Source organism: Bradyrhizobium sp. CCBAU 51745 (assembly GCF_028128715.1).
Lineage (GTDB): Bacteria > Pseudomonadota > Alphaproteobacteria > Rhizobiales > Xanthobacteraceae > Bradyrhizobium > Bradyrhizobium manausense.
Window position 1 is genome coordinate 48,584 of the sequence record NZ_LBJP01000070.1, and the last position, 24,274, is coordinate 72,857.

Annotated in this window: 22 protein-coding genes; 8 read left to right on the top strand and 14 right to left on the bottom strand. The window is 63.6% G+C overall.

The window, feature by feature from the left end; genetic code table 11:
- Nucleotides 1-69 precede the first annotated feature (69 nt).
- The 8 genes from XH98_RS17290 (at nt 70) to XH98_RS17325 (ending at nt 9,015) form a co-directional block, all read left to right on the top strand.
- Nucleotides 70-1,356 (top strand): ABC transporter substrate-binding protein, encoded by a 1,287-nt coding sequence (locus XH98_RS17290; RefSeq protein ID WP_271601075.1) that lies wholly within the window; start codon nt 70-72, stop codon nt 1,354-1,356.
- Nucleotides 1,357-1,406: 50 nt separating this feature from the next.
- Nucleotides 1,407-2,282, top strand: coding sequence for a carbohydrate ABC transporter permease (locus XH98_RS17295; RefSeq protein ID WP_271601313.1), 876 nt, complete (start codon nt 1,407-1,409; stop codon nt 2,280-2,282).
- A complete protein-coding gene (locus XH98_RS17300; RefSeq protein ID WP_271619363.1) occupies nt 2,275-3,132 on the top strand; it encodes a carbohydrate ABC transporter permease in 858 nt (285 codons plus the stop codon). The genes XH98_RS17295 and XH98_RS17300 overlap by 8 nt, the downstream gene beginning before the upstream one ends.
- A gap of 10 nt (nt 3,133-3,142) precedes the next feature.
- Complete coding sequence (locus XH98_RS17305) at nt 3,143-4,258, top strand: ABC transporter ATP-binding protein (RefSeq protein WP_271619364.1); 1,116 nt, start codon at nt 3,143-3,145, stop codon at nt 4,256-4,258.
- Nucleotides 4,255-5,022 carry an SDR family NAD(P)-dependent oxidoreductase gene (locus XH98_RS17310; protein WP_271619365.1) on the top strand — a complete coding sequence of 256 codons (768 nt, stop codon included), beginning with the start codon at nt 4,255-4,257 and terminating at the stop codon, nt 5,020-5,022. Before XH98_RS17305 ends, XH98_RS17310 begins: the two co-directional genes overlap by 4 nt.
- A gap of 248 nt (nt 5,023-5,270) precedes the next feature.
- On the top strand, nt 5,271-7,094 hold the full coding sequence (locus XH98_RS17315) for an adenylate/guanylate cyclase domain-containing protein (protein WP_271619366.1): 1,824 nt from the start codon (nt 5,271-5,273) through the stop codon (nt 7,092-7,094).
- A gap of 41 nt (nt 7,095-7,135) precedes the next feature.
- Nucleotides 7,136-7,954: a phosphatase PAP2 family protein gene (locus XH98_RS17320; RefSeq protein ID WP_271619367.1), complete on the top strand. Its 819-nt coding sequence runs from the start codon at nt 7,136-7,138 to the stop codon at nt 7,952-7,954.
- A complete protein-coding gene (locus XH98_RS17325; RefSeq protein ID WP_271619368.1) occupies nt 7,951-9,015 on the top strand; it encodes a G1 family glutamic endopeptidase in 1,065 nt (354 codons plus the stop codon). Before XH98_RS17320 ends, XH98_RS17325 begins: the two co-directional genes overlap by 4 nt.
- A 57-nt stretch (nt 9,016-9,072) precedes the next feature.
- Here XH98_RS17325 and lpxB read toward each other — a convergent pair whose 3' ends face one another.
- From lpxB to XH98_RS17395, 14 genes are all read right to left on the bottom strand, one after another.
- A complete protein-coding gene (lpxB, locus tag XH98_RS17330; protein ID WP_271619369.1) occupies nt 9,073-10,257 on the bottom strand; it encodes a lipid-A-disaccharide synthase in 1,185 nt (394 codons plus the stop codon).
- Nucleotides 10,254-11,111, bottom strand: a complete 858-nt coding sequence (locus XH98_RS17335) for an LpxI family protein (RefSeq protein WP_271619373.1) — start codon at nt 11,109-11,111, stop codon at nt 10,254-10,256. Before XH98_RS17335 ends, lpxB begins: the two co-directional genes overlap by 4 nt.
- A gap of 19 nt (nt 11,112-11,130) precedes the next feature.
- Nucleotides 11,131-11,922 (bottom strand): acyl-ACP--UDP-N-acetylglucosamine O-acyltransferase, encoded by a 792-nt coding sequence (gene lpxA, locus XH98_RS17340; protein ID WP_271601068.1) that lies wholly within the window; start codon nt 11,920-11,922, stop codon nt 11,131-11,133.
- A gap of 173 nt (nt 11,923-12,095) precedes the next feature.
- Nucleotides 12,096-12,557 carry a 3-hydroxyacyl-ACP dehydratase FabZ gene (gene fabZ, locus XH98_RS17345; protein WP_057756061.1) on the bottom strand — a complete coding sequence of 154 codons (462 nt, stop codon included), beginning with the start codon at nt 12,555-12,557 and terminating at the stop codon, nt 12,096-12,098.
- Nucleotides 12,554-13,621 carry a UDP-3-O-(3-hydroxymyristoyl)glucosamine N-acyltransferase gene (lpxD, locus tag XH98_RS17350; protein ID WP_271601067.1) on the bottom strand — a complete coding sequence of 356 codons (1,068 nt, stop codon included), beginning with the start codon at nt 13,619-13,621 and terminating at the stop codon, nt 12,554-12,556. The genes fabZ and lpxD overlap by 4 nt, the downstream gene beginning before the upstream one ends.
- Before the next feature lie 172 nt (nt 13,622-13,793).
- The gene (gene bamA, locus XH98_RS17355; RefSeq protein ID WP_220005585.1) at nt 13,794-16,328 is read right to left on the bottom strand and encodes an outer membrane protein assembly factor BamA; all 2,535 of its coding nucleotides are present in this window, start codon (nt 16,326-16,328) and stop codon (nt 13,794-13,796) included.
- A 174-nt stretch (nt 16,329-16,502) separates the two neighbouring features.
- Complete coding sequence (rseP, locus tag XH98_RS17360) at nt 16,503-17,654, bottom strand: RIP metalloprotease RseP (protein WP_057756067.1); 1,152 nt, start codon at nt 17,652-17,654, stop codon at nt 16,503-16,505.
- A 44-nt stretch (nt 17,655-17,698) separates the two neighbouring features.
- Nucleotides 17,699-18,922: a 1-deoxy-D-xylulose-5-phosphate reductoisomerase gene (gene dxr, locus XH98_RS17365; RefSeq protein WP_057756072.1), complete on the bottom strand. Its 1,224-nt coding sequence runs from the start codon at nt 18,920-18,922 to the stop codon at nt 17,699-17,701.
- A 4-nt stretch (nt 18,923-18,926) separates the two neighbouring features.
- A complete protein-coding gene (locus tag XH98_RS17370; RefSeq protein ID WP_271619370.1) occupies nt 18,927-19,769 on the bottom strand; it encodes a phosphatidate cytidylyltransferase in 843 nt (280 codons plus the stop codon).
- Nucleotides 19,766-20,524, bottom strand: a complete 759-nt coding sequence (locus tag XH98_RS17375) for an isoprenyl transferase (protein ID WP_057756075.1) — start codon at nt 20,522-20,524, stop codon at nt 19,766-19,768. The genes XH98_RS17370 and XH98_RS17375 overlap by 4 nt, the downstream gene beginning before the upstream one ends.
- An 11-nt stretch (nt 20,525-20,535) precedes the next feature.
- A complete protein-coding gene (gene frr, locus XH98_RS17380) occupies nt 20,536-21,099 on the bottom strand; it encodes a ribosome recycling factor (protein WP_057756077.1) in 564 nt (187 codons plus the stop codon).
- Between the two features lie 66 nt (nt 21,100-21,165).
- Nucleotides 21,166-21,882, bottom strand: coding sequence for a UMP kinase (gene pyrH, locus XH98_RS17385; RefSeq protein WP_271619371.1), 717 nt, complete (start codon nt 21,880-21,882; stop codon nt 21,166-21,168).
- A 61-nt stretch (nt 21,883-21,943) separates the two neighbouring features.
- Entirely contained in the window at nt 21,944-22,867 is a 924-nt protein-coding gene (gene tsf / locus XH98_RS17390; protein ID WP_057756080.1) for a translation elongation factor Ts, read from the bottom strand.
- A gap of 135 nt (nt 22,868-23,002) precedes the next feature.
- Nucleotides 23,003-23,998, bottom strand: coding sequence for a 30S ribosomal protein S2 (locus XH98_RS17395; protein WP_057756082.1), 996 nt, complete (start codon nt 23,996-23,998; stop codon nt 23,003-23,005).
- Nucleotides 23,999-24,274: the final 276 nt, after the last annotated feature.

Consider the following 24,274-nt stretch of genomic DNA (forward strand, 5'->3'; position numbering starts at 1 on the left):
TGCGGCTCGCGCACGCCAACATCAGCGCCAGAACGGCGCAAAGAACTTCACACCCGGGAGGAACTAGCCATGCCGATCACAACAACAAGGCGCCGTCTGCTCGCTGGATCTGCTGCTGCGCTGGCGCTGCCGGCCTTTGCCCGCGCGCAAGGCGCGGTCAAGCCGCGCCTCACCGCCATCTCGCAATGGTCCGCAGGCAGCGATGGTGCCGCCATCACCGCGCTCGGCAAGAAATTCGAGGAGAAAGGTGGCGTCTGGCAGCATTCGCCTGTCCCCGGCTTCACCACTGATATGATGAACAAGCTGCGTGCGCAGATCATCGCTGGCGATCCGCCGGCCTGCTCGCAGCTCAAGGGCCCCGAGATTGCCGCCTGGTCGAAGATTGCGCCGACCGTCGATCTCGACGCCGTGGTCGCTTCTGCCGGCTACGAGAAGGTCGTCGCGCCGGATCTTGCAAAGCTGCACAAGCCGGCCGGAAAGTGGATTGCGCTGCCGCTACAGATTTACAGCACGAACATGCTGTTTCTCTCCAAGCGCGGAATGGACAAGGCCAAGGCTGACAAGGTCCCCGTCACCTTCGCTGACTTCAACGACCTTGCCGAGAAAATGAAGTCGGCCGGCATGGCCTACCCCCTCGCCAACGGCGGCACCCGCGCCGACGACGGGCAGAAATTCGAGGCGTCGCTCGCCGGCATCAGCCCGACGGCCTACCGCGCCGCCTGCATGAATCTCGACAAGAAGGCGCTGGAGGGCCCCGAGATGAAGGCAGCCTTCGCGCAGACGCGCAAGATCTCCGAATGGTGTGATCCCAATGTCGGCGTCCAACCCTATGCCACCAATTTGAAGCGCTTCGTCGACGGCGACATGGGCATGCTGATCATGGGTGGCTGGGCGCAGGGCGTATTGAAAAATGCCGGCTTCAAGTTTGACGACTACGTCATCACCCCCGGCCCCAGTGACAACGGCAAGCCTGTCTTCCTGTTGAATGCCGATGCCTTCATCTTCTGGCAGCGCAAGGAGGCTGATCTGCAGGCCGGCCAGATGTTGATGGCGCAGCTCGTGATGGATCCGGCGATCCAGACCATGTATTCGCAAATCACGGGATCGATCCCGGTGCGCACCGATGTCGATCTGTCCGGCGAGGGCTGGTCGGATGGTCAACGGACAACCGCGGCCGCACTGAAGAATGCCATGGGCAACAATCAGGCCGTCCTCAGCCTCGCGCACAACATGGCCCAGGAAAACGGCCTGACCGCCGCGATGATTGACGTCATCACCGAATATGTGAAGAACAAGACGATCAAGCCGGAGGAGGCCGTCAGCCGCCTCGCCGACGCCGTCGAGGGCGCACGTTGACCGAACTCGTCTCGACAGCAACACGGCCGGGCCGGTCGGCAACCTCCGAGATGGTGCGCCGGCTGCCCGAATTTCTGATGATCTGGGTGCCGCTGCTGTTATCAGCAGCGCACCTCATCTCGTTTTCGATCTGGACCATCTGGATTTCGTTCACGCCCTCCACCCTCGTTCCCGTGACGGGCTGGGTCGGTTTGCGCAACTACAATTCGGTCCTGGCGTCGCGAAACTGGCAGATCGCCTTCGACAATCTGCTGCTGTTCGGCATCGCTTTCGTGCTGCTTAGCCTGGTTACCGGCCTGCTGCTCGCGATCCTGCTCGATCAGCGCATTCGCGGCGAGAACGTGCTGCGGACCATCTTCCTGTATCCCCTGGCCGTGTCCTTCGTGGTGACAGGCACGGTGTGGAGCTGGCTGCTCAATCCCGGCATCGGCATCGAGAAGCTCGCCCATGATCTCGGCTGGACCTCCTTCCACTTCGACTGGCTGGTCAACCGCGACATGGCGATCTGGACCATTGTCATCGCCGCGATCTGGCAATCCTCGGGCTTTGCCATGGCCCTCTTCCTGGCCGGCCTTCGCTCCGTCGATTCCGATATCATCAAGGCGGCACAGATCGACGGTGCCGGGCCTGTCAGAACCTATTGGCGCGTCATTCTGCCGACGCTTTGGCCGATCACCGTCACGGTCGTGGTTGTCCAGTTGCAGTTTGCGATCTCGGCCTTCGACCTCGTCCGCGCACTCACCAATGGCGGGCCGGGAATCGCGACCCAGCTGCCGGCGCTCGTTGTCTATGATCTGATGTTCCAGCGCAGCCAGCTCGGTCGGGGCGCGGCGGCGGCGGTGCTGATGTTGCTCATCCTTCTTGCGGTGCTGCTGCCCTATGCGGCCTGGCGCTATGTCCGGCAACGGCGGGCGGCCCATGCGTGACCGAAGCTTCGCCCCAAGCCGGGCTCTGATCTATCTGATCGTGACCTTGTTCGCGGCCGCCTACCTTGCGCCGCTGGTCGTCGTCATCCTGAACTCGCTCCGGACCAATGAGGAGATCGCGCAGAGCTCGATGATCGGCTGGCCGCAGCACTTGGCCTTTGGCAATTATGTCCTGGCCTGGAGCGGCTTTTGCGTCGCCGAGACCTGCGCCGGCATCCGGCCATACATGCTGAACTCGGCGCTCGTCACGATCCCGGCAACGATCTTCTCGACCCTGCTCGGTGCTGTCGCCGGTTACGCCGTGTCGCTCTGGCGCTTTCGCGGCGACGTTTGGATCTACGGCATCGTCACCCTTGGCCTGTTCCTGCCCCAGCAGATGCGCCTGTTGCCCTGGACCATCGTGCTGCGGGACATCGGGCTCATCAACACGCTGTCGGGTCTCGTGCTGATCCACACCATCCAGGGTCTCTCCTTCACAGTGCTGTTCTGCCGCAACTACTACATCGCCATTCCGCACGAGCTGATCCGGGCCGCACGCATCGATGGCGCCGGCTTCTTCCGCATCTTCTGGCGTATCATCCTGCCGCTCTCGGCACCCATCCTGATCGTCACCGTGATCTGGCAGTTCACCCATATCTGGAATGAATTCCTCTATGGCGTGACCTTCACGACCGGCCAGCAGCAGCCCGTGACGGCCGCGCTCATCGCACTGTCGACACCAGTTGCAGATATCCCCAAGCAAGGTGTGCAGAGCGCCGCGGTGATCATCGCAGCCCTGCCGACTCTGCTGATCTATCTGTTCGGCGGCAGATATTTTGTACGCGGCCTCACTGCCGGGGCCGTGAAATGATGGATGTGTCATGGCAGCACTGAGCATTCGCGCCCTGTCCAAGCGCTACGCCAATCTCGAGGTGCTGAAGGGCATCGACCTCGACATCGAGAGCGGCGAGTTCACCGTGCTGGTTGGGCCGTCCGGCTGCGGCAAGTCCACGCTGCTCAACATCGTCGCCGGGCTCGATCGCGCCAGCGACGGCACGATCGAGATCGGCGGGCGTGTGGTCAATGACGTTCCGCCCAAGGACCGCGACATCGCCATGGTGTTCCAGTCCTATGCGCTCTATCCCTCGATGACGGTGCGCCAGAACATCACCTTCGGCATGGAATGCCGCGGCGTTGCCAAGGCCGAGCAGGAGAAGGCGCTGGCGAATGTCGCAAGGCTGCTCCAGATCGAGCCGCTGCTCGGCCGCAAGCCGTCGCAGCTGTCAGGCGGACAGCGCCAGCGCGTGGCGATGGGACGCGCTTTGGTGCGCGATCCCCTGCTCTTCCTGTTCGACGAGCCGCTCTCCAATCTCGATGCCAAGCTGCGCGTCGAGATGCGCATGGAGATCAAGCGGCTGCACCAGCGCATCGGCGCCACCATCGTCTATGTCACCCACGACCAGATCGAGGCGATGACGATGGCGACCCGCATTGCCGTGATGCATCGCGGCGTGGTGCAGCAATTCGCCGACCCCGATACCGTCTACCGCTATCCCGCCAACCTCTTCGTCGCCCGCTTCATGGGCTCGCCGCCGATGAACACGATGCCGGCCCGGCTCGAGGCCGACGGCGGCGGCGCGGTGGCCGTGATCGGCGCCGGCCGGCCGGACGAGGTCCGTCTCCACCTGCAGGGCTATGAGACCGCCGCCTCCTATATCGGCCGTGAGGTGGTGCTCGGGATCAGGCCCGAATGCGTCGCCGAAGGCGATCGCGTGTTCTCAGGTGCCGCGGGCCCGCCCGTCATCGTCACCGCACCGGTCGAGCTGGTCGAGCCAACCGGCGCGGAGACCATCGTCCTGCTGCGGCTTGGCGGCGAGCCTGCCCAGGCGCGCATCTCGCCGGACATCCGCCCGGCGCCGGGCGCGACCTTTTCCTTTGCCCTCGATATCAGGCGCATTTGCCTGTTCGACCCTGAGACGGAGCGACTGATCGCATGACCCAGACGACCTATCCCGACCTCGCCGATCGCGTGGTGGTGATTACCGGAGGCGCCAGCGGCATTGGTGGCGCCTTTACGCGCGCATTCGCCGCCCAGGGGTCCCGCGTCGCCTTCCTCGACATCGACACGCAGGCGGGCGAAGCGCTGGTGCAGGAAGTGGCCAAGACTTCCGGCACGGCACCGCTGTTCGTGCCCTGCGATCTCCTCGATATCGACGCGCTGCGCACCGCGCTGGCGAAGATCCACGCATCGCGTGGCGATGCCGCGGTCCTCGTCAACAACGCCGCCAACGACCAGCGCCAGGTGCTATCAGATGTGACGCCGTCGGAGTTCGATTGGATGATGGGCGTCAATTTCAAGCATGTCTTCTTTGCCGCGCAAGCCGTGGTGCCGCAGATGCAGGCGCGCGGCGGCGGCTCGATCATCAACATGTCCTCGATCGCCTGGATGCGCGGCGCACCGGGGCTGCCGGTCTACGCCGCGGCCAAGGCGGCGATTGTCGGGTTCACCAATTCGCTCGGCCGCAAGTTCGGTCCGGACCGCATCCGCGTCAACGCCATCGCGCCGGGGATGGTGATCACCGAACGGCAGCGCAAGCTGTGGTATCCGGATGAGCGGCAGATCGCCGAGATGCGCGCGCGCCAGGCCGTCCCCGATGCTGTGACGCCCGACGATATCGCCAACATGGCGCTGTACCTCGCCTCCGACGCCAGCCAGCGTATCACCTGCCAGTGCTTCCGGGTCGATGGCGGACTGGCCTAGGGCAGGTGCACATAAATCGTTTCAGATCCGCTTTGCTATTGAATCATCTTTGATAACTACGCTGGGATCGGTGCCGTTTTCCCCGACATACTCGGGACCTGCCGCCGACCGTGTTCACGGGCTAGTTGCGAGAACGAGGATTGCTCTAACTGCGCGAAACAACCGCGGCTTGTGAAACCGGAAAAAACAGGCTTAGCTAAGAAACAGCGTCCAAGCGGCGGCACGGACCCACGCATCAGAGTGACCATATGGCCTCCCCCCGTGAACCCGATGCCAGTCCAAGACCCGGCCCGCTGGTAGGGCCGGACGTCTTGCGAGAGATTGTTCCTGGTCAGCGCAAGCTGGTGGCCGTGCTCGCGGCCGACATCGTGGGTTACAGCCGATTGATGGAAGCGGACGAGGAAAATACCCACAAACGGGTCCTCTTGCTGCGCGCAACGACTATCGACCCGACGATTGCGAAGTATAGGGGGCAGGTGATCAAGAACACCGGAGACGGTTTTCTTGCCGTGTTTGACAGTGCGAATGACGCCTCCCAATGTGCGCTTGCAATTCAGCACGGCGCCAATGCGATGTCGGCGGAAGAACCTGAACATCGGCTTATCAGTCTCCGGATGGGGATCAACGTTGCCGATGCGATCTTTGAACGGGAAGATATCTATGGCGATGGGGTGAACATCGCCGCTCGGCTTCAGACCTACTCCGAGCCCGGCGGCATCGTCGTCTCGGGTGCTGTCGCGGATCAGATCAGTGAGCAGCCCGGCGTCTCTGTCGTCGACTTCGGCGAGCTGCACCTGCGGAATCTGTCGCGCCCCGTCAAAGCCTTCGGGCTGCGCATCGAGCGTTCACCGCATCCGGTGGCAGATAGTCCAGTCAGAGCGCAGGGACGGCCATCCATCGTCGTTCTGCCATTCCGCAATCTGGCCAGTCAGGATGATGCCTATTTTGCCGAGGGGATCGTCGACGAAATCATTCACGCCCTCTCCGCGCTGAAGGAGCTGTTCGTGATATCGCGCGGCTCGACGCTGGGTTATAGCAGCGAAATCATCGATGTCCGCGCCATCGGTCGCGAGCTGGACGTGCGCTATGTGCTTTACGGTAGCGTTCGCCGCTCGGGCGGGCGACTGCGTATCAATACCGAGCTCAACGACACCGAGTCGGGCAACATCATCTATTCCGATCGTTATGAAGGCGAGCTGAGCGAGCTGTTCGCGCTGCAGGAGCAAATTTCGACGCGAGTGGTCACGACGATCGCGCCACATGTTCGCGAGTGGGAGCGTGCACGGGCTCTGCGCAAGCATCCGCAAAATTTGACGGCCTACGATCTGGTTCTCCAGGCGCTGAGCTATCTGTACCGCATGGACTACGACTCGTTTTCGCGGGCGCGTGGATTGCTGCAGCAGGCCGTCACGCATGATCCCAACTATGCGCCGACCTATTCGTACCTCGCATACTGGTACATGTTCAGGGTTGGCCAGGGCTGGTCCACCGACGCCGCCGCCGATAGCATCGAGGCGTCGCGCAATGCGTCCAAGGCAATCGAGCGCGATGGCAACGATGCGCTCGCTCTGGCAATCGACGGTCACGTGCATTCGTATCTGTTCAAGGATTTCGAGACAGCGACCCGTCTGTTGGACCGGGCAATCACGGTCGGTCCCAACTCGGCCATGGCGTGGACGATGAGCAGTGCGACCTGCGGCTATCTCGGCGAGGGCCCAACCGCGGTCTTGCGCGCCGAACACGGCCTGCGCTTGTCTCCCCTGGATTCACACGTGTTCTGGCACGAGCACCTGCTTTCCCAGGCGCACTACATCAACGGCAATTTCGATGAAGCGGCTACCTGGGGTTGGCGAGCGGCGAAGCATAATGAGCGTTTCACCTCGAACTTCCGCATTCTCGCAGCCAGCCTGGTGGCCATCGGAAAGTTTGTAGAGGCGCGCCAGATCGCGCAACGCCACATGATGATTGATCCGAATTTCCATTTACAGGCCTGGGCGGACCGCACGCCCCTCAACGCGGCCACTCGCGACAATCTTAGACAACGACTCAAGGCGGCAGGATTTCCAGATTGAGTTTTAGCAAGAGATAGACGGCAAATCATTGGGAGGCTGCGATGGCAGGCAACGCCGGGAATGCAGGAAACGCAGGCAATGCTGGGAATGCGGGAAACGTCGGCAATGCGGGCTCGGGCGGCGGTTGGATCTTTCCGGATCGCGTGGACCTGCCGTTCATTACAGAACCGGGCGTCAGCACCTACCGCACCACTGTTACCGAGTTCCCGGACCGGAGCTGGACCGCGGACTGGTTCGCCTGGCGGCTGCTGGCCGAATTCGCCATTAACGACGGGTGGAGCACCATCACGGTTGCCCCACCAAACTATGCGAGCACCGGAGCCGAGATCGACACGCTCGTAACAATGGCCAAAGACGAGCGGGCGGATGCGCTCGGCGAGATTTTTGCGCAGAACGACGAGTTTCTAAGCTACTTTATGGCGCTTCTCAACGTTACGCCAAGCTCGCATCCAAGCACCTGCCGCGTAATGACGACGGCAAGTCTGATCGCGCTCCATGTCGTGATGTATTGGAAGGCCTACTACAAGCGGCCACGGCCGTCGCAAATCTGCCCGGCGCTGTTGCCGCCGATTCAGGTTCCCGGCCACGCTTCCTATCCCAGCGGGCACTCGACCCAGGCGCATTTGGTCGCACTCTGCCTGAAGTTGGTGATACCAGCGTCGGTGCAGCCGATGGCGAATGATCTCACCGTCCTCGCCGATCGGATCGCGCGAAACCGTGAGATCGCCGGGCTCCACTACCCGAATGACACCAACGCCGGCGTTCAATTGGCCGATGACATCTACAATATTTTGATCGACCAAACCTCGGTGCCGAGTTTTGCTGACTTGATCGAAGCTGCTCAGGACGAGTGGCCATGAGCGCGCGCGCGAGTGGTGTCGAGCAACACAAGCTTCCTACGCGCGAGGAACTGAACGCGAGTTTGCGTCGGCAGATATTGCTGCCACCGCCACCGCCACCCAAAGACTTCGATGCGCTGAAAGCCGATGTGCGGGAGCTCGAATTCTTCCGGCTTCCGCCCAAGCCGCCCCTGGCAGCGGGACGCAGGGCAGAGACGCTATGGGTCAAGCTTCTTTCGAAGCCTCTCGAAGTTCTGCCTCTGATCTACCCGGGCTCCGCGACCGACTTTCGTGTCAACCGCGGTCGTTTGGGCTCGGGCTATCCCGGCCGTCACGAAACCAGCTTCAATTGGTCGGGCGCGTGTATAGCGGCCACGGAGGGCACCCAGTTCACACAGATGTGGGGGGCCTGGCAGGTACCCAAGCCGACTGCTCCCTCACCTGCGCCTGGCGATTATCGCTGTTCGACCTGGATCGGGATCGATGGTCATCGGCGCTTCGATAATTCGTTGCCGCAGATGGGGACGACGCAAAAGATCGTGGTTGCCAATGACGGCAGCGTTGGCCCGCCTTCGGCGGAAGCATGGGTTCAATGGTGGTTTCGCGGTGACCGCGACACTGGCCCGTGGATGCTCCCCAACTTTCCGCTGCAACCGGAAGACTATGTCAGATGTGTGCTCACCGTTATATCGCAAGACCACGTCCGGTTTTTCATCAAGAATGAAACGCAAGGCGGAAAGTCGCTTTCGGTCGATCTCCTTGCGCCGACGCTTCCGATTCTCTACCCGGGCGGATCTCCAGTCGAATTTCCGGCGCGAAGCGTTACGGCAGAATGGGTCACGGAGCGCCCAACCATCTTGCATTCTACCGACCTTTATCGTTTGCCCGATTATGGCATGGCAACGTTCGACGACTGCTTCGCGCTCGCGGGCACGGGCGGAATCGGCTATCAGCTTCAAGATCTGGAGAATGCCAGACTGATCAAAATGATCGAGATCCGCGACAATCCGCATCGGATCGCGCCACTGTCCAAACCGGAAAAACTGGACGAGCATACCCTACGAACCAGGTTCGTGGGCTGAACACGATCTTTCCGGCACGTCGAGGAGACTGACTCGGCTCAGGTCGCAAGCCGCCAGCTAGCTCGTTCGTCGCCCCTTGCGCATCGTCGCGAGCACGATGTCGGCGGCGAGCACGCTCGGCGATGTGTTGCCGGTCGACATGATGGTGTCGAGCTGTGCGAAGGCTTCGACCTGCTGGCGGCGCATCGGCGTGTCGGTGAGCACCTCGGACAGCGCGCCGGCGAGCTTCTCGGGCGTGCAATCTTCCTGCAGGAATTCGGGGACCACATCCTTGCCGATCACGAGATTGGCGAGGATCACCGAAGACACCTGGATCGCGCGGCGCAGGATGAAGGCTTCCATCGCACCGACGCGATAAGCCGTCACCATCGGGATGCCCGACAGGGCCAGCTCCAGCGTCACCGTGCCGGACTTTGCCAGCGCCGCGCGCGCGATCCGGAACGCGGCGCGCTTTTCGGTTTCGCCGACCGCGATTCTAGGTTTGACCGGCCAGTTCGCGATGCCTGTGCGAATGGTGGCTTCGAGATGCGGCATGGTCGGCAGCATCAATTCGAATTTGGTGCCGCTGGATTGCAACCGGCCGATGGCCGCGCCGAACACGTCGAGATGATGCCGGATCTCGCTGCGGCGGCTGCCCGGCAAAACCAGCAGCACCGGCGGCTCGCCATCGCGGCGCCGGTGCTCGTCGGCATCCGGCCGCAGCGACGACAGCTGCTCGGTCAGGGGATGGCCGACATAGCTGCAGGGCGGCCCGCCCAGCTTGCGATATTCCTCCGGCTCGAACGGCAAGAGGCCGAGCACATGATCGACATAGCCGAGCATGGCGCGCGCACGGCCCGGCCGCCAGGCCCACACCGAGGGCGAGACGTAGTCGATCACAGGGATTGCCGGATTCTTCGCGCGCACACGGCGGGCGACCCGATGGGTGAAATCAGGACTGTCGATGATGACGAGCGCATCGGGCGCGGCATCGGTCACGGCATCTGCTGTTTCGCGGATCAGCCGCAGGATTTTCGGCAGCTGCTGCACCACCGCGGCAAGGCCGACGATCGACAGCTCCTCGATCGGAAACAGCGTCTCCAGCCCCTCGCGCGCCATGGTGAGGCCGCCGACGCCTTCGAACTGAACGCCATCGCCAAGCCGCTGGCGCAGTACCTTCATCAGCGCCGAACCCAGCCGGTCGCCGGATTCCTCCGTCGCGATCAGAAAGATCTTCCTGATGGGATCGCGGACCTGCATCACGCCGGCACACCAACAACGAAAAGATATTTGGCGTCGGCAAGCGCGATCATCGCCTGCGGCTCGGCAGCGATGGTGTTGCCGGCGATCACAGCGACACCGGCAAGGCCGGCCCTGGCGACGCCCTCGATCGTACGCGGGCCGATCGTCGGCAGGTCGAAGCGCAGGTCCTGGCCGCTTTTCGGCGCCTTCACCAGCACGCCGCGCCCCGTGGCCGCGCGGATGCGGCCCTCCTCGCGCAGGCGAGCAACCCGCGCCAGCAGCGCATCGGTGCCCTCGATATCCTCGACCGCCACCACATGGCCATCGATCACGACCGCGGCCTGCCCGATATCGAACGGCCCGAGCGCCGTGAGCACCGCGCGCCCGCGCTCGATGTCGCCCTTGGCGTTGTCCGCCGGCCAGGCGCGGCTGATGCAGCCCTCGGGCATCAGGAGGTCGGGCGCGACGTCCTTGATGCCGACCATGCGAAAGCCGTCCTGCTCGAGGATCCGCCCGACGCCCGACAACAGATGATCGTCCCCGCCGCGGAACGCACGGATGACGTTGCCGAGCAATCGCAGCGTCTTGATGTCGAAGCGAATCTCGGTGAGCGAGGGCCGCACCAAGGTGCCGATGAAGATCAGGTCGCGGCACCCCTCCTCGCGGAACAGCCGCATGGCGCGGCCAAGCTGGCCGACCGAGATCCAGCGATGGCGGAATTTCTCGACCTGCACCGGATCGCAGGCGCCGCGCAATGGAAACAGCACCGGCGTGATGCCGCGCGCGGCGAGCGAGTCGGCGACCGCGAACGGCATGGCGCCGCCGCCGGCGACAACGCCGACCGGCGATGAAATCCCTGATGCCGCCGATGTCATGTCCGCGGCCATGCCAGGATCACTTCTCGATGGTCGGAAGACAGAGCGGGCGCTTGCCCTTGCCGATGAAGCCGAGGATCTCGGCGATCGCGGGATCTTCGCTTGCAAGCGGCTGCACCGCCTCCAGACGCTCGGCGAACGTGCCGGGGCCGTGGAAGAGTTTTTGGTAGAACGCACGCACCGTGGCAAGCCGCTGCTTGGTGAACTTGCGCCGCTTCATGCCGATCAAATTGAGGCTCTCCAACACCGCATACTGGCCGTTGGCGAGCCCATACGGGATGATGTCGTCGCGCACCCCCGAGAGGCCGCCGACCATCACATAGGAGCCGATGCGGGTGAACTGATGCACCGCGGACAGTCCGCCGATATAGACGGCATCGCCGATCTCGCAATGGCCGCCGAGCGTCGCCGAGGTCGCGAAGATCGCGTTGTTGCCGACCACGCAATCGTGGCCGACATGGCTGTTGTTCATGAAGTAGCCGTCGTTGCCGACGCGCGTCTTGCCACCGCCCTTGACGGTGCCGACATTCATCGTCGAACCCTCGCGGATGACGTTGCCGGAACCGATCTCGAGCGTGGTCGGCTCGCCCTTGTAGCTGAGGTCCTGCGGCGCGCCGCCGAGCACCGCGAAGGGCGAGATCACGCAGCCGTCGCCGAGCGTGGTGTGGCCGATAACGGTGACCTGTCCGAGCAGCTTGCAATTGGCCCCGATCCGGGCGTTGCGACCGATGATGCAAAAGGGCCCGATCTCGGTGCCCTCGCCGATCACGGCGCCGTCTTCCACCCGCGCGGTGGGGTCGATCTTACTCATCAAGCGATCTTACTTATCAACAAGGTCTGACTATGTGTTGAACTTGCTCGGCTTTCCGCCTGTTAGCGTGACTGCGCCCGATCTGTCCAGTGACGTATGATCTCGGCGTGTTTCGGGAGGCGAGTGGCGAATGGAAGGCCGTCTTCGCCGTTCCCCACTCGCCATTCGCGCCCTCAGTCCGTCAGCATGGCTCCGACATCGGCCTCGGCGACGACCTGACCGTTGACCTTGGCGTCACCGTGAAACCACCACATCGCCTTGCGGCGGCCGAGCGAGCGCATGTGATACTCGATGGTATCGCCTGGCAGCACCGGCTTGCGGAACTTGCACTTGTCGATGGTGAGAAAATACACCGCCCGCGGCTTCTCGGTGCCCTCGACCGACTTGATGCCGATCACGCCTGCGGTCTGCGCCATCGCCTCGATCATCATGACGCCGGGATAGACCGGACGCTCGGGGAAATGCCCCTGGAAAGCTGGCTCGTTGAAGGTGACGTTCTTGATGCCGATGCCGCTGTAATCAGCGCGGATGTTGATCACCCGGTCGATCAGCAGCATCGGAAAACGGTGCGGCAGGGTCTGGAGGATCGCATTGATGTCCACCAGCGCAAACTTGATCGGTGATTCCTCCGTCATTCCCGTCCCTCATCCTTCGGATCGGTCTTGCTGTCGCGTACCAGACGCTCCACCGCGATGATCTCCTTGAACCATTGTTTGGTCGGCTTGGCGAAATGCCCGCCCCAGCGTCCCCCCGGCGGGATGTCGTCCTTGACCGCGCTCATGGCGGTCACCTGGGCTCCATCGCCGATCTTGAGGTGATTGTTGATACCAACCTTCGCTCCCAGCGCCACGTTGTCGCCGATGGTCAGGCTACCCGCGAGCCCGATCTGGGCCGCCAGCAGGCAATTACGGCCGATCGTCACATTGTGGCCGATCTGGACCTGATTGTCGATTTTGGTGCCCTCCCCGATCACGGTGTCGCGCAGGGAGCCGCGATCGATGGTGGTGCCGGCACCGACTTCCACATTGTTCTGGATCAGCACACGACCGGTCTGGGGCACCTTCAAATGGCCCTCGGGGCCGAAGAAGATGAAGCCGTAGCCGTCCTGGCCGATCGAGCAGCCGGGGTGGATCAGCACATTGTTGCCGATCAGCGCGCATTGGATGGCCGTGCGCGCGCCGACATTGCAGTCGCGGCCAATCTTGACGCCCGGCCCGAGGACGACGCCTGCCCCGATCACGGTGCCGCTGCCGATCTCCACATCAGGACCGATGACGGTCAGCGGCTCGACGATGACGTCGTCCTCCAGCCGTGCCGACGGGTCGATGATGGCCGATGCCGCAATGCCGTCATTGCCGAACCAGGACTGCGGGCGCAATGCGTCCGCGTGCCATTCCCGGGCGATCCTGACGAAGGCCCGGAACGGCTGCGCCACCCGCAGCACGGCCGTATGCGCGGGCACCTGCGCCTCGAATCGCGGGCTCACCAGGCAGGCACCAGCCTTGGTCGCCTTGAGCTCATCGGCGTATTTGAGGTTGTCGAAGAACGCCAGATGCATCGGGCCGGCTTCGTCCAGCGAAGCGAGACCCGTGATGACATGACCGCCCCTGCCAGGATCGACCAGTTGCGCCTTGGTCAGCGTGGCGATATCGGCCAGCGCCGTAGCAGGCGGTTTCTTGAAGAAAGTCGGCTGTGCCATTCCACCCCGTCGCGGTCCGGCTTCGGCATGAAGCGGTCAGGCCGCATCATGCCTTATCTCACGGATTGAGCACGATCTTTTTGGCGGCCGGCCCCAAGGAAACCTTGGAGAAATCCTTGGAGAAATCCCTGGAGGGATTTCCCAAGCGGCCGGTCACGCCCTGCCGATCGAATTAGAACGAGGTGCCGCCGCCGAACCGGAATTCCTGCGTACGGTCATACTTGCCCTTGGTGAGCGGCACTGCGTAGTCGAAGCGCAGCGGCCCGAACGGCGAAGCCCAGATCAAGCCGACACCGACCGACGACCGGATGACCTTGCTGTCATCGTAGACCAGGCCGGTACAGGTTCCCGGAGTGTTTGGATTGATCGTCGACGCGGTGCAGTTCGAGTTCTGGGTCGTCGTGGTTTCGCCTGTCAGCGCCCAGGTCGTCGGGCCCTTATAGTCGTACAGACCGCCGGCGTCGGCGTAGACCGCGCCCTTCAGACCAACTTCCTTGGGCAGGAACCAGAACGGCATCTGCAATTCGAGCGAAGCGCCCCAGTACTTGGTGCCGCCGAGCGCGTCCTGCGTGTCATACGGGTTGATGTCGCGCGGGCCGATGCCGTTCGGCGCGAAGCCGCGGACGAGGTTCGGGCCCATCTGGAAGTGATCCAGCATACGCAGGTCTTTGCTGCCGACCTTGTTCAGGACACCGCCCTGGAGATGGACGAGGCCGACGAGATCAGACACCAGCGACTGGTAGTACTTCGCGTCCAAGGCGGTCTTCAGGTAGGAGACGTCGCCGCCGACACCGGCGAAGTCCTGCCTGAAGTCGACGAGCAGACCGTCGGTCGGGTTCTTGTTGTTGTCGAGCGTGTTGTAGGTCAGCGTGTAGCCGAGCGCCGAGGTCAGCGTCTTGCCGTTCGCAAGCTCCTTGCGGACCGGCAGCGAAGCCTCGCCGTCGCTGTAGCAGCCGAGGCCGTTGGTCGAGGTCAGATCAATGCCGTTGACGGCAGCGTAGGCCGGGCTCGGATTGAACGCGCCTGATGTCGGGATGTTGTTACAGTTCGCCAGATAGGACGGCAGCGTGATTTCCTGCCGGTAGATCGAGTAGCGCAGCTGCAGCGACAGGTCTTCACGCAAGGAGAAGCCGAGACGCGGCGAGAAGCCGAGCGTCTTGGTGCCGTAGGAGATGTAGCTGTTCGACAGCTGCTGGCGCTGATAGAGGTCGAGGCCCAGCGCGATACGATAGTCGAACAGGTACGGCTCGACGAACGAGAGCGAATAGCCGCGCGCATACTGGCCGTAGGTGACCGACGCCTTGGCGAACAGGCCGCGGCCGAGCAGGTTACGCTCGGAGACCGAGACTTCGGCCAGCGCACCGTCCGTGGTGGAGTAACCGCCCGAGACCGAGAAGTCGCCGGTCGACTTCTCTTCGAGATCGACGATCAGGACCACGCGGTCGCTGGATGAACCCGGCTCCGTGGTGATCTTCACGGTCTTGAAGTAGTCGAGGTTCTTCAGGCGGCGCTCGGCGCGGTCGACCAGCGCACGGTTGTAGGCGTCGCCCTCCGAGAGGTCGAACTCGCGGCGGATCACGTAGTCGCGGGTGCGGGTGTTGCCGCGGATGTTGATGCGCTCGATGTAGGTGCGCGGCCCCTCGTCGATGTTGAACACGACGGCGACGGTATGCGCATCGAAATTGCGATCGCCGGCCGGACGCACCACCGCGAAGGCAAAGCCGCGGCGCGAGGCTTCGATCTGCATGTCCTCGACCGACTTCTCGACCGACTCGACGTTGTAGAGCGAACCGACATTGACGCGCGAGAAGGAGCGCAACGTGGTTGGGTCGAAGTTCGGGATGCTGGTGCGGAAATCGACGGTGCCGACGCGATATTGCTGGCCTTCCTCGATCTTGAAGGTGACGTTGAAGCCCTTCTTCTCCGGATCGTATTCGGTGAGCGCGGCCACGACCTGGACGTCGGCGAAGCCGTTCTTCAGGTAGAAGCGGCGAATCAGGTCGCGGTCGGCCTCGACGCGATCGGGGTCGTACACGTCGCCGCTGCCGAGGAAGCTCAGCAGATTGGTCTCGCGTGTCTTGATGACGTCGCGCAGGCGGTAGGAGGAGAACGCGTTGTTGCCGACGAACTCGATCGACTTGACGCCGGTTTTGGCACCTTCGTTGATCGTGAAGACGAGATCGACGCGGTTGTTCGGCTGCTCGATGATCTCTGGCGTGACGGTCACGTCATAGCGGCCGGAGCGGCGATAGATCTCGGCGATTCGCAGCGTGTCCGACTGCACCATGGCGCGGGAGAAGGTGCCGCGCGCCTTGGACTGCACTTCGGCGGTGAGCTGCTCGTCCTTGATCTTCTTGTTGCCCTCGAACGCGATGCGCCCGATCACCGGGTTTTCCACAACCGAGACGATTAGCTGGCCGCCCGGGCCGCGGTTGATCTTCACGTCCTGGAACAGGCCGGTCTCGATCAGTGCCTTGAGGCCGTCATCGATAGCGCCCTGATCGAGGCGCCCGCCGGGGCCAGGCTTGAAATAGGACCGAATCGTCTCCACCTCGACGCGGCGATTTCCTTCGACGGAAATCGACTGCACGGTCTGGGCGAGCGCAGACGAAGACACCAAAACAGCCCCAACCGGGGCAACCACCGGCGCGCCGAACATGATCAGGGTTGCGAGCAAGCCCCCCCGGAGTCGCAGTCCAAACTTCATGCGCAACGCGCCCTTATCAACTTACCAGACCCAACCCCAAAGCCGGTCTGGGAGATTCCCCAAGTTCTAGCCGCTTGTAGCCAATTTCCCCGACATCGCAAACGGCAGCTGACAGGGTAATTTCAATTTCATTCCAAGACGTTGCCTAACAGCAACGCCACAAAAAAGCCCCGATCAGGAAGCGGCCATCCGCAGGATGTCGTTGTAGGTCGCAAAGACCATCAGCATCAGCACCAGACCAAGCCCGATTCGGAACCCCATCTCCTGGGTCCGCTCGGACAGCGGACGGCCACGGACGATCTCGGCCGTGTAGAACAGAAGGTGACCGCCATCGAGCAGCGGAATCGGGAACAGGTTCAGAAGGCCGATCGAGACCGACAGCACCGCGCACAGATTGATCACGAACTGGAACCCGGCACTGGCCGCCTGCCCCGACATCTTGGCGATGCCGAGAACGCCGCTGACCTCGTTCGGATTGCCCTGCCCGACGAACAGCGACCCCAGGAACTTGAAGGTGCTGGTGATGATGAACCAGACCTGCTCGACCCCGATCTTGAGCGCCTCGCCGACCCCGACCGGCGAGGTCGAAACTTCCCCGGCCTGCGACTTGTGCTCGACACCGAGCACGCCGACCTTGTGACTATTGCCGAACGGATCCTTGCGCTCGAGCAGCGCCGGCGTCGCCGTCAGCGACACCACCGAACCATCCCGCTTCACCTGGAAAACCAGGGCTGAACCGGCGCTCGTCGCAACGATGCGCTGCATGTCGGCAAAGCTCTCGATCGGCTTGCCATCGATCTGCACGACGACGTCGCCGACCTTGAAGCCCGCGGCAGCCGCGGCACCGTCGGCGACGACGCCGTCCACGCGCGCGATCGTGCTTGGCTTGCCGTAATACAGCGCCATGCCTGCGAAGATCAGGGCGCCGAGGATGAAATTGGCGATCGGTCCGGCGGCAACGATGGCGGCGCGCGGGCCGACCTTCTTGTGATGGAAGCTGCCGGCGCGCTCTTCCGCCGTCATGGCTTCCAGCGTCGCGGCCGACGGCGTCGAGGCCTCGCTCTCGTCACCGAAGAACTTGACGTAGCCACCAAGCGGGATCGCCGAGATCTTCCAGCGCGTGCCGTGGCGGTCGTTGAACCCGACCAGCTCGGGTCCGAAGCCGAGCGAGAAGGTCAGCACCCGAACGCCTGCCCATCGCGCGACCAGAAAATGGCCGAGCTCATGGAAGAACACGACGATGGTCAGGACGAACAGGAAGGGAACGACGTAGCCGAGGAGCCCATGGCTCAACGTATTGAAACTATGGGTAAAAAAGTCGATCATCGAATTCCCTCATCCAGCGCCGCAAGGCCCTGGCCCCGAACCATCTAGGATGCCTTTAAGGCAATTTGAGGCAACAGGGCGGCAGCTTTATTTCGCGCAACATGGTCAACGTTTATTGCATCATCCGCTGACGTCATGGGTCCCTGGTTCCCGCCCCGGACCCAGTCCTCCAACGTCGCCTCGACCAGGCGGGCGATGGCACCGAAGCGGATCTTGCCGGCGATGAAGGCTGCGACCGCAACCTCGTTGGCGGCGTTGAAGACAGTGGTTGCCCCCTTCCCGGTCCGGAGCGACTCGAACGCCAGGCGAAGTCCGGGGAACCGCTCGAAGTCGGGCGCCTCGAAGGTGAGCTGGCCGATCTTGGCCAGATCGAGCTTGGCCGCCGGCCCCTTGATCCGGTCGGGCCAGCCAAGGCAATGGGCGATCGGGGTGCGCATGTCGGGCGAGCCGAGCTGGGCCATCACCGAGCGGTCCGAAAACTCCACCATGCCGTGGATGATCGACTGCGGATGCACCAGCACGTCGATCTCGTCAGGCGACAGCGCGAACAGATAGGACGCCTCGATCACCTCGAGGCCCTTGTTCATCATCGAGGCGGAATCGATCGTGATCTTCTGCCCCATGCTCCAGTTCGGATGCTTGAGGGCCTGCTCGAGCGTCGCCTGCTCGATGTCCGCGGGCTTCCAGGTCCGGAACGGGCCGCCCGATGCCGTGATGATGACGCGGACCAGCTCGTCGCGATTGCCCGAGGCCAGCGCCTGAAACAGCGCATTGTGCTCGGAATCCGCAGGCAGAATGCAGGCGCCCGCCTTCGCCGCGCGCTGCATGAAGAAATCACCGGCGCAGACCAGGCATTCCTTGTTGGCGAGCGCAACATGCGCGCCGCGATCGACCGCGGCGAGAGCTGGCTTCAGCCCGGCTGCTCCGCTGACGGCGGCCATCACCCAGTCGGCCGGACGCGCGCCGGCCTCGATCACTGCGCTTTCGCCGGCGCCGCATTCCGTGCTCGTGCCCGCGAGTGCGGCCTTCAGGTCGGCGAGCTTGGTGCTGTCTGCGATCGCAACGAAGCGCGCGGAGAATTCCCTGGCGAGTTTTGCCAGTGCTTCGACATTGCTGTTCGCCGTCAGCGCCTCGACGCGGTAGCGCTCGGGCGAAGCGCGCAGCAGATCCATCGTGCTGTCGCCGATCGAGCCGGTGGCGCCGAGGACCGTGACGCTGCGGATGTCGGTCGCAGCAAGCCTGTTATTACGCAATGGGACTGCGCTCATATCGTCACCAAACCATAAGACCGCTTCCGGCGCTATGCACACCATGGCGGAGAAAGCCGATAATCCATGCCACCAGGATGGCGGCGACAAAGCCGTCCAGACGGTCCAATAGCCCGCCATGGCCGGGAATTAAGTGACTGGAATCCTTGACGCCGAAGCGCCTTTTCACCGCCGATTCGAACAGGTCGCCCGCTTGCGAGACCACCGACAGGACGGCGCTGACGAACAGCAATGGCACCGCCTTTCCGATGCCGAAAGCGGCAAAGCCGCCCGCAACCGCAAGGCTCGCCACAAAGCCGCCGAACGCGCCGGCCCAGGTCTTCTTCGGGCTGACGCGCGGCCAAAGCTTCGGCCCACCGATCCCGCGGCCGGCAAAGTAACCGCCGATATCGGTCGCCCACACCACGAGCAGCACGAACATCAGCGCGGCGAAGCCGTGCACGAGATCCTTCCGCACCAGGATCGAGGCCAGCAGCGCCGCCGCTGCATAGGCAAATCCGGTCGCGGCCCAGATGAACTTGCCGCGCCCAATCAGCGTCACGATCGCGCCGCCGATGCAGCCGACAATGACGGCAGTCTTGAGCGCGCCGGCGGCAACGCACAAGCCCATCATGGCAAGGACGATGGTCCCTGCCCCGGTCAGAGCGGTCGAGCTTGCACCCACCACCATCAGCCATTCCGTGAACAGCCCGATCGAGATCAGGGTGACGAGCAGCGCCCACAGCCAGCCGCCGGCATAGGCAAGCGCCAGCGTGATCGGCGCCAGCACCAGCGCCGCGAGAACTCGCATCACCAGATTGTTCGAAGCAGGCGTCGTGCCCGCCGGTGCGGCGTAGGGTTCGCTCACGAGGCTGATTTCGCAACCAGGCCGCCGAAACGGCGCTCGCGCCTGGCGAATTCAGCGACTGCGCTTTCCAGCGCCGCCTTGTCGAAATCCGGCCAGTGGACCGGCACGAAGACGAGCTCGCTGTAGGCGGCCTGCCACATCAGGAAGTTGGAGAGGCGCTGCTCGCCGCTGGTGCGGATGATGAGATCGGGATCGGGAATGTCGGGCGCGTCGAGATGGGCGCCGAGTGCGTCGGCGTCGATCGTGGCAGGATCGCGCGTGCCGTCGGCGACTTCGCGAGCGAGCTTCTGCGCGGCCTTCGCGATCTCCTGCCGCGAGCCGTAATTGAAGGCGACGACGAGCGTGAGGCGGGTGTTGTCGCGCGTCAATTCCTCGGCCTCGTTGAGGAGCGCGCAGATGTCGCCCTCGAGGCCGGCGCGCTCGCCGATGATGCGTACCTTGACGCCGTCGCGATGCAGGCTCGCCAGATCGTTGCGGATGAAACGGCGGAGCAGACCGAAGAGATCGCCGATCTCGCTGGCCGGTCGCGACCAGTTTTCGGACGAGAACGAGAAGATGGTGAGATAGCGGATGCCGAGCTCGTGCGAGGCCCGCACCACACGCCGCAGCGCTTCGACGCCGCGGCGATGGCCTTCGGCCCGCGGCAGACCCCGCGCGGCCGCCCAACGCCCGTTGCCATCCATGATGATGGCGACATGCGCAGGCACATCGGACCGATCAGGTCCGTCCGTTGCGGGCGCGGCGGCGTTGGACATGGAAAAAGGCCTTAAACGGTGAGGATTTCTTTTTCCTTGGCGGCCAGCAGCTGGTCGATCTCGGCGATGGTGCCGTCGGTGGCCTTCTGCACCTCGTCGGCGTGACGCTTCTGGTCGTCCTCCGACATCTCGTGATTCTTCTCGAGCTTCTTGAGCACATCGAGGCCGTCGCGGCGGACGTGACGCGCGGCGACCTTGGCGGCCTCGGCATATTTGTGCGCGACCTTGACGAGCTCCTTGCGGCGCTCCTCGTTGAGCTCGGGGATGCGCAGGCGCAGCACCTGGCCCTCGGTTGCCGGCGACAGTCCGAGATTGGAATCGACGATCGCCTTCTCGACGGCCTTGACCATCGACTTGTCCCAGACCTGCACCGAGATCAGGCGCGGCTCGGGCACGCTGACGGTGGCGAGCTGATTGAGGGGCATGTGACTGCCATAGGCATCGACCTGCACCGGATCAAGCATCGAGGCCGATGCACGGCCCGTCCGCAGTCCGCCAAGTTCATGCTTGAGCGATGCGACCGCGCCCTGCATGCGGCGCTTCACTTCGTTGAGGTCGAAATTACCCGTGGCCATCACGTTTCTCCTTCAATGTTCCGGCGACCTCACCGCGCCCCTGCTTCGGGGCGCCAGAACGAGTCGTCAGCCGGCGACAACAGTCCCGTGGCCGGTACCGCGCAGAATCGCGCCGATCGAACCGGGTTCCGCGATCGAAAATACGATGATAGGCAGCGACGTCTCGCGGGCAAGTGCGAAGGCGGTCGCATCCATCACCTTGTAGCCGCCCTCGATCGCCTGCGAATGCGTCAGCCGGTCGAACCGCTTGGCCGAAGGGTCCTGCTTCGGATCGGCCGAGTAGACGCCGTCGACATTGGTGGCTTTCAGCACCGCCTCGGCGCCGATCTCGGCGGCCCGCAGCACGGCCGTCGTGTCCGTGGTGAAGTACGGATTGCCGGTGCCACCACCGAGCACGATGATTCGACCCTCGGCGAGGTATTTGTGCGCCGCGGCGCGCGTGAACAGCTCGGAAATCTCGGGCATGACAAACGCCGACAGCGTCCGCGCCGGCGCGCCCTTGCGCTCGATGGTGGCTTCCAGCGCGAGGCAGTTCATCATGGTGGCAAGCATGCCCATGGTGTCGCCGGTCGTGCGCGAGACGCCGCGCGAGGAGACCTCGACGCCGCGGAAGATATTGCCGCCGCCGATCACGACCGCCACCTCGCATCCGAGCTGGCGGGCCGCGATCAGATCGTCGGCAACCCGGTCCATGGTCGGCTGATCGATGCCAAAGCCTTGCTGTCCTGCGAGATATTCGCCGGACAGCTTGATCACGACGCGACGATAGACCGGATCAGTCATGAGCACTTTCCTCGTCCGGGCGCCGCTTCCGGCGGCACGCCGGAAGGAGGTGTTCCAGCGCTTACTTCTTGCCGCTGGCCGCCGCGACCTCAGCCGCGAAGTCCGATTCCTGCTTCTCGATACCCTCACCGAGAGCATAGCGCACGAAGCCGGCGATCTTCACGGTACCGCCGACCTTGCCTTCGGCTTCCTTCACCGCCTGCGCCACCGACTTGCCGGTATCGTGGATGAAGGCCTGCTCGAGCAGGCAGACTTCCTTGTAGTAGGTCTTCAGGCCGGACTCGACGATCTTCTCGATCACGTTCTCGGGCTTGCCCTGCTGGCGGTACTTGTCGGCGAGCACGTCCTTCTCGCGCTTGACGACGGCCGGATCGAGACCGCTGGGATCGAGCGCAAGCGGGTTGGCGGCCGCGACATGCATGGCGATCTGGCGGCCGAGGCTTGCGAGCTCGTCGGCCTTGCCGGGCGATTCCAGCGCGACGATCACGCCCATCTTGCCGGCGCCATCGACGACCGCGCCGTGGACATAGCTCGACACCACGCCCTGGCTCACTTCGAGCGAAGCAGCGCGGCGCAGCGTCATGTTCTCGCCGATGGTGGCGATCGCGTCGTTGATCGCGGCTTCGACCGTGACGTCGCCGACCTTGGCGGCCTTGATCTTCTCGACATCGGCGCCGGTGTCGAACGCGACCTGGGCGATCATCTTGACGAGGCCCTGGAACTGGCCGTTACGCGCAACGAAGTCGGTCTCGGAGTTGACCTCGACCACGACGCCCTTGTTGCCCTTGGTGAGCGCGCCGATGAGGCCCTCGGCCGCGACACGGCCCGACTTCTTGGCGGCCTTGGACAGGCCCTTCTTCCGCAGCCAGTCCTGCGCGGCTTCCATGTTGCCGTCGTTCTCGGTCAGCGCGGCCTTGCAGTCCATCATGCCTGCGCCGGTCGACTCGCGCAGATCCTTGACCATCGCAGCTGTGATCGTTGCCATCGTTGAAAATCCTTCTTGCCTGCCGGTTTGCCGCGGCGTGGCTTCCAATTGCCCCGCCGCGGTCCATCTCAGGAATTCGCGTCAACTGAATGAATGGTGGCCGGATCTCGTCCGGCCAACCCATCGCCGTTTTGACTATTCCGCTTCCGCGGTCAGTGCCTTGGCCTTGGCCACCCAGGCATCTGCGCGGCTCGGCAGACCGACTTCTTCGCCGATCGTGTGCGCGGTGTCGTGGTCGAGCTCGGCGAGCTGCCAGTAGTGGAAGATGCCGAGGTCGTTGAACTTCTTCTCGATCGCGCCCGACACGCCCGGGAGCTTCTTGAGGTCGTCGGCGGTGCCGCGCGGACCGGCAAGACCCTGGAAGCCGCTCGAGGACGGGGCCGGCAGCTCTTCGGCGACCGGACGAACCGACGCGCCAATGTCGACGCCCGACTCGCCCTGAGCGCGCGAGATGCCGTCGATCGCCGCGCGCGCGATCAGGTCGCAATAGAGCGAGATCGCGCGGCCGGCGTCGTCATTGCCCGGCACCACATAGGTGATCCCCTTCGGATCGGAATTGGTGTCGACGATCGCGGCAACCGGGATGTTGAGACGCTGGGCCTCCTGGATCGCGATGTCTTCCTTGTTGGTGTCGATCACGAAGATCATGTCGGGCAGACCGCCCATGTCCTTGATGCCACCGAGCGAGCGGTCGAGCTTGTCGCGCTCGCGCTGCAGCGTGAGGCGCTCCTTCTTGGTGTAGGAATTGGCTTCGCCGCCGGCCAGCACTTCGTCGAGGTGACGCAGGCGCTTGATCGAGGCCGAGATCGTCTTCCAGTTGGTCAGCGTGCCGCCGAGCCAGCGCGAATTGACGAAATACTGCGCGCAACGCTTGGCAGCGTCGGCGACGCCGTCCTGCGCCTGGCGCTTGGTGCCGACGAACAGGATGCGGCCGCCCTTGGCAACCGTGTCGCTGACGGCCTGAAGGGCCGTGTGCAGCATCGGCACGGTCTGGGCGAGGTCGACGATATGGATGTTGTTACGGGTGCCGAAAATGAACGGAGCCATTTTCGGATTCCAGCGGTGCGACTGGTGACCAAAGTGCACGCCAGCTTCGAGCAGCTGACGCATAGTGAAATCGGGCAGTGCCATCGTTTGAATTCTCCGGTTGGTTCCTCCGGAAGCGTGTGAGCAAAACGGAGCGATGTCGCCCCGGCTGCCACCGGACGGCCTTGTGAGCCATGCTTCCGTGTGAGATGGCGCGCTATATAGCGCCATTTCGGCCAGAAGCAAGGAAATAAGGGCCTTTCGGGGCTTTTACCGCCCGCGAAAGGCCCTTTCCGGGATTTCCGCCCTGCCCGCTAGCACTTCGGCTGGTTAGGCGGGCATTTTTTCGCCGCTGGCGGGGGCGGCGCAGGCGGTCGCGGC

Excerpts from the sequence above, each read along its gene's own strand:
- XH98_RS17290 (WP_271601075.1), top strand. The coding sequence starts at position 70 with ATGCCGATCACAACAACAAGGCGCCGTCTGCTCGCTGGATCTGCTGCT.
- XH98_RS17295 (WP_271601313.1), top strand. The coding sequence starts at position 1,407 with ATGGTGCGCCGGCTGCCCGAATTTCTGATGATCTGGGTGCCGCTGCTG.
- XH98_RS17300 (WP_271619363.1), top strand. The coding sequence starts at position 2,275 with ATGCGTGACCGAAGCTTCGCCCCAAGCCGGGCTCTGATCTATCTGATC.
- XH98_RS17305 (WP_271619364.1), top strand. The coding sequence starts at position 3,143 with ATGGCAGCACTGAGCATTCGCGCCCTGTCCAAGCGCTACGCCAATCTC.
- XH98_RS17310 (WP_271619365.1), top strand. The coding sequence starts at position 4,255 with ATGACCCAGACGACCTATCCCGACCTCGCCGATCGCGTGGTGGTGATT.
- XH98_RS17315 (WP_271619366.1), top strand. The coding sequence starts at position 5,271 with ATGGCCTCCCCCCGTGAACCCGATGCCAGTCCAAGACCCGGCCCGCTG.
- XH98_RS17320 (WP_271619367.1), top strand. The coding sequence starts at position 7,136 with ATGGCAGGCAACGCCGGGAATGCAGGAAACGCAGGCAATGCTGGGAAT.
- XH98_RS17325 (WP_271619368.1), top strand. The coding sequence starts at position 7,951 with ATGAGCGCGCGCGCGAGTGGTGTCGAGCAACACAAGCTTCCTACGCGC.
- XH98_RS17335 (WP_271619373.1), bottom strand. The coding sequence starts at position 11,111 with ATGACATCGGCGGCATCAGGGATTTCATCGCCGGTCGGCGTTGTCGCC.
- lpxA (WP_271601068.1), bottom strand. The coding sequence starts at position 11,922 with ATGAGTAAGATCGACCCCACCGCGCGGGTGGAAGACGGCGCCGTGATC.
- fabZ (WP_057756061.1), bottom strand. The coding sequence starts at position 12,557 with ATGACGGAGGAATCACCGATCAAGTTTGCGCTGGTGGACATCAATGCG.
- lpxD (WP_271601067.1), bottom strand. The coding sequence starts at position 13,621 with ATGGCACAGCCGACTTTCTTCAAGAAACCGCCTGCTACGGCGCTGGCC.
- bamA (WP_220005585.1), bottom strand. The coding sequence starts at position 16,328 with ATGAAGTTTGGACTGCGACTCCGGGGGGGCTTGCTCGCAACCCTGATC.
- rseP (WP_057756067.1), bottom strand. The coding sequence starts at position 17,654 with ATGATCGACTTTTTTACCCATAGTTTCAATACGTTGAGCCATGGGCTC.
- dxr (WP_057756072.1), bottom strand. The coding sequence starts at position 18,922 with ATGAGCGCAGTCCCATTGCGTAATAACAGGCTTGCTGCGACCGACATC.
- XH98_RS17375 (WP_057756075.1), bottom strand. The coding sequence starts at position 20,524 with ATGTCCAACGCCGCCGCGCCCGCAACGGACGGACCTGATCGGTCCGAT.
- frr (WP_057756077.1), bottom strand. The coding sequence starts at position 21,099 with ATGGCCACGGGTAATTTCGACCTCAACGAAGTGAAGCGCCGCATGCAG.
- pyrH (WP_271619371.1), bottom strand. The coding sequence starts at position 21,882 with ATGACTGATCCGGTCTATCGTCGCGTCGTGATCAAGCTGTCCGGCGAA.
- tsf (WP_057756080.1), bottom strand. The coding sequence starts at position 22,867 with ATGGCAACGATCACAGCTGCGATGGTCAAGGATCTGCGCGAGTCGACC.
- XH98_RS17395 (WP_057756082.1), bottom strand. The coding sequence starts at position 23,998 with ATGGCACTGCCCGATTTCACTATGCGTCAGCTGCTCGAAGCTGGCGTG.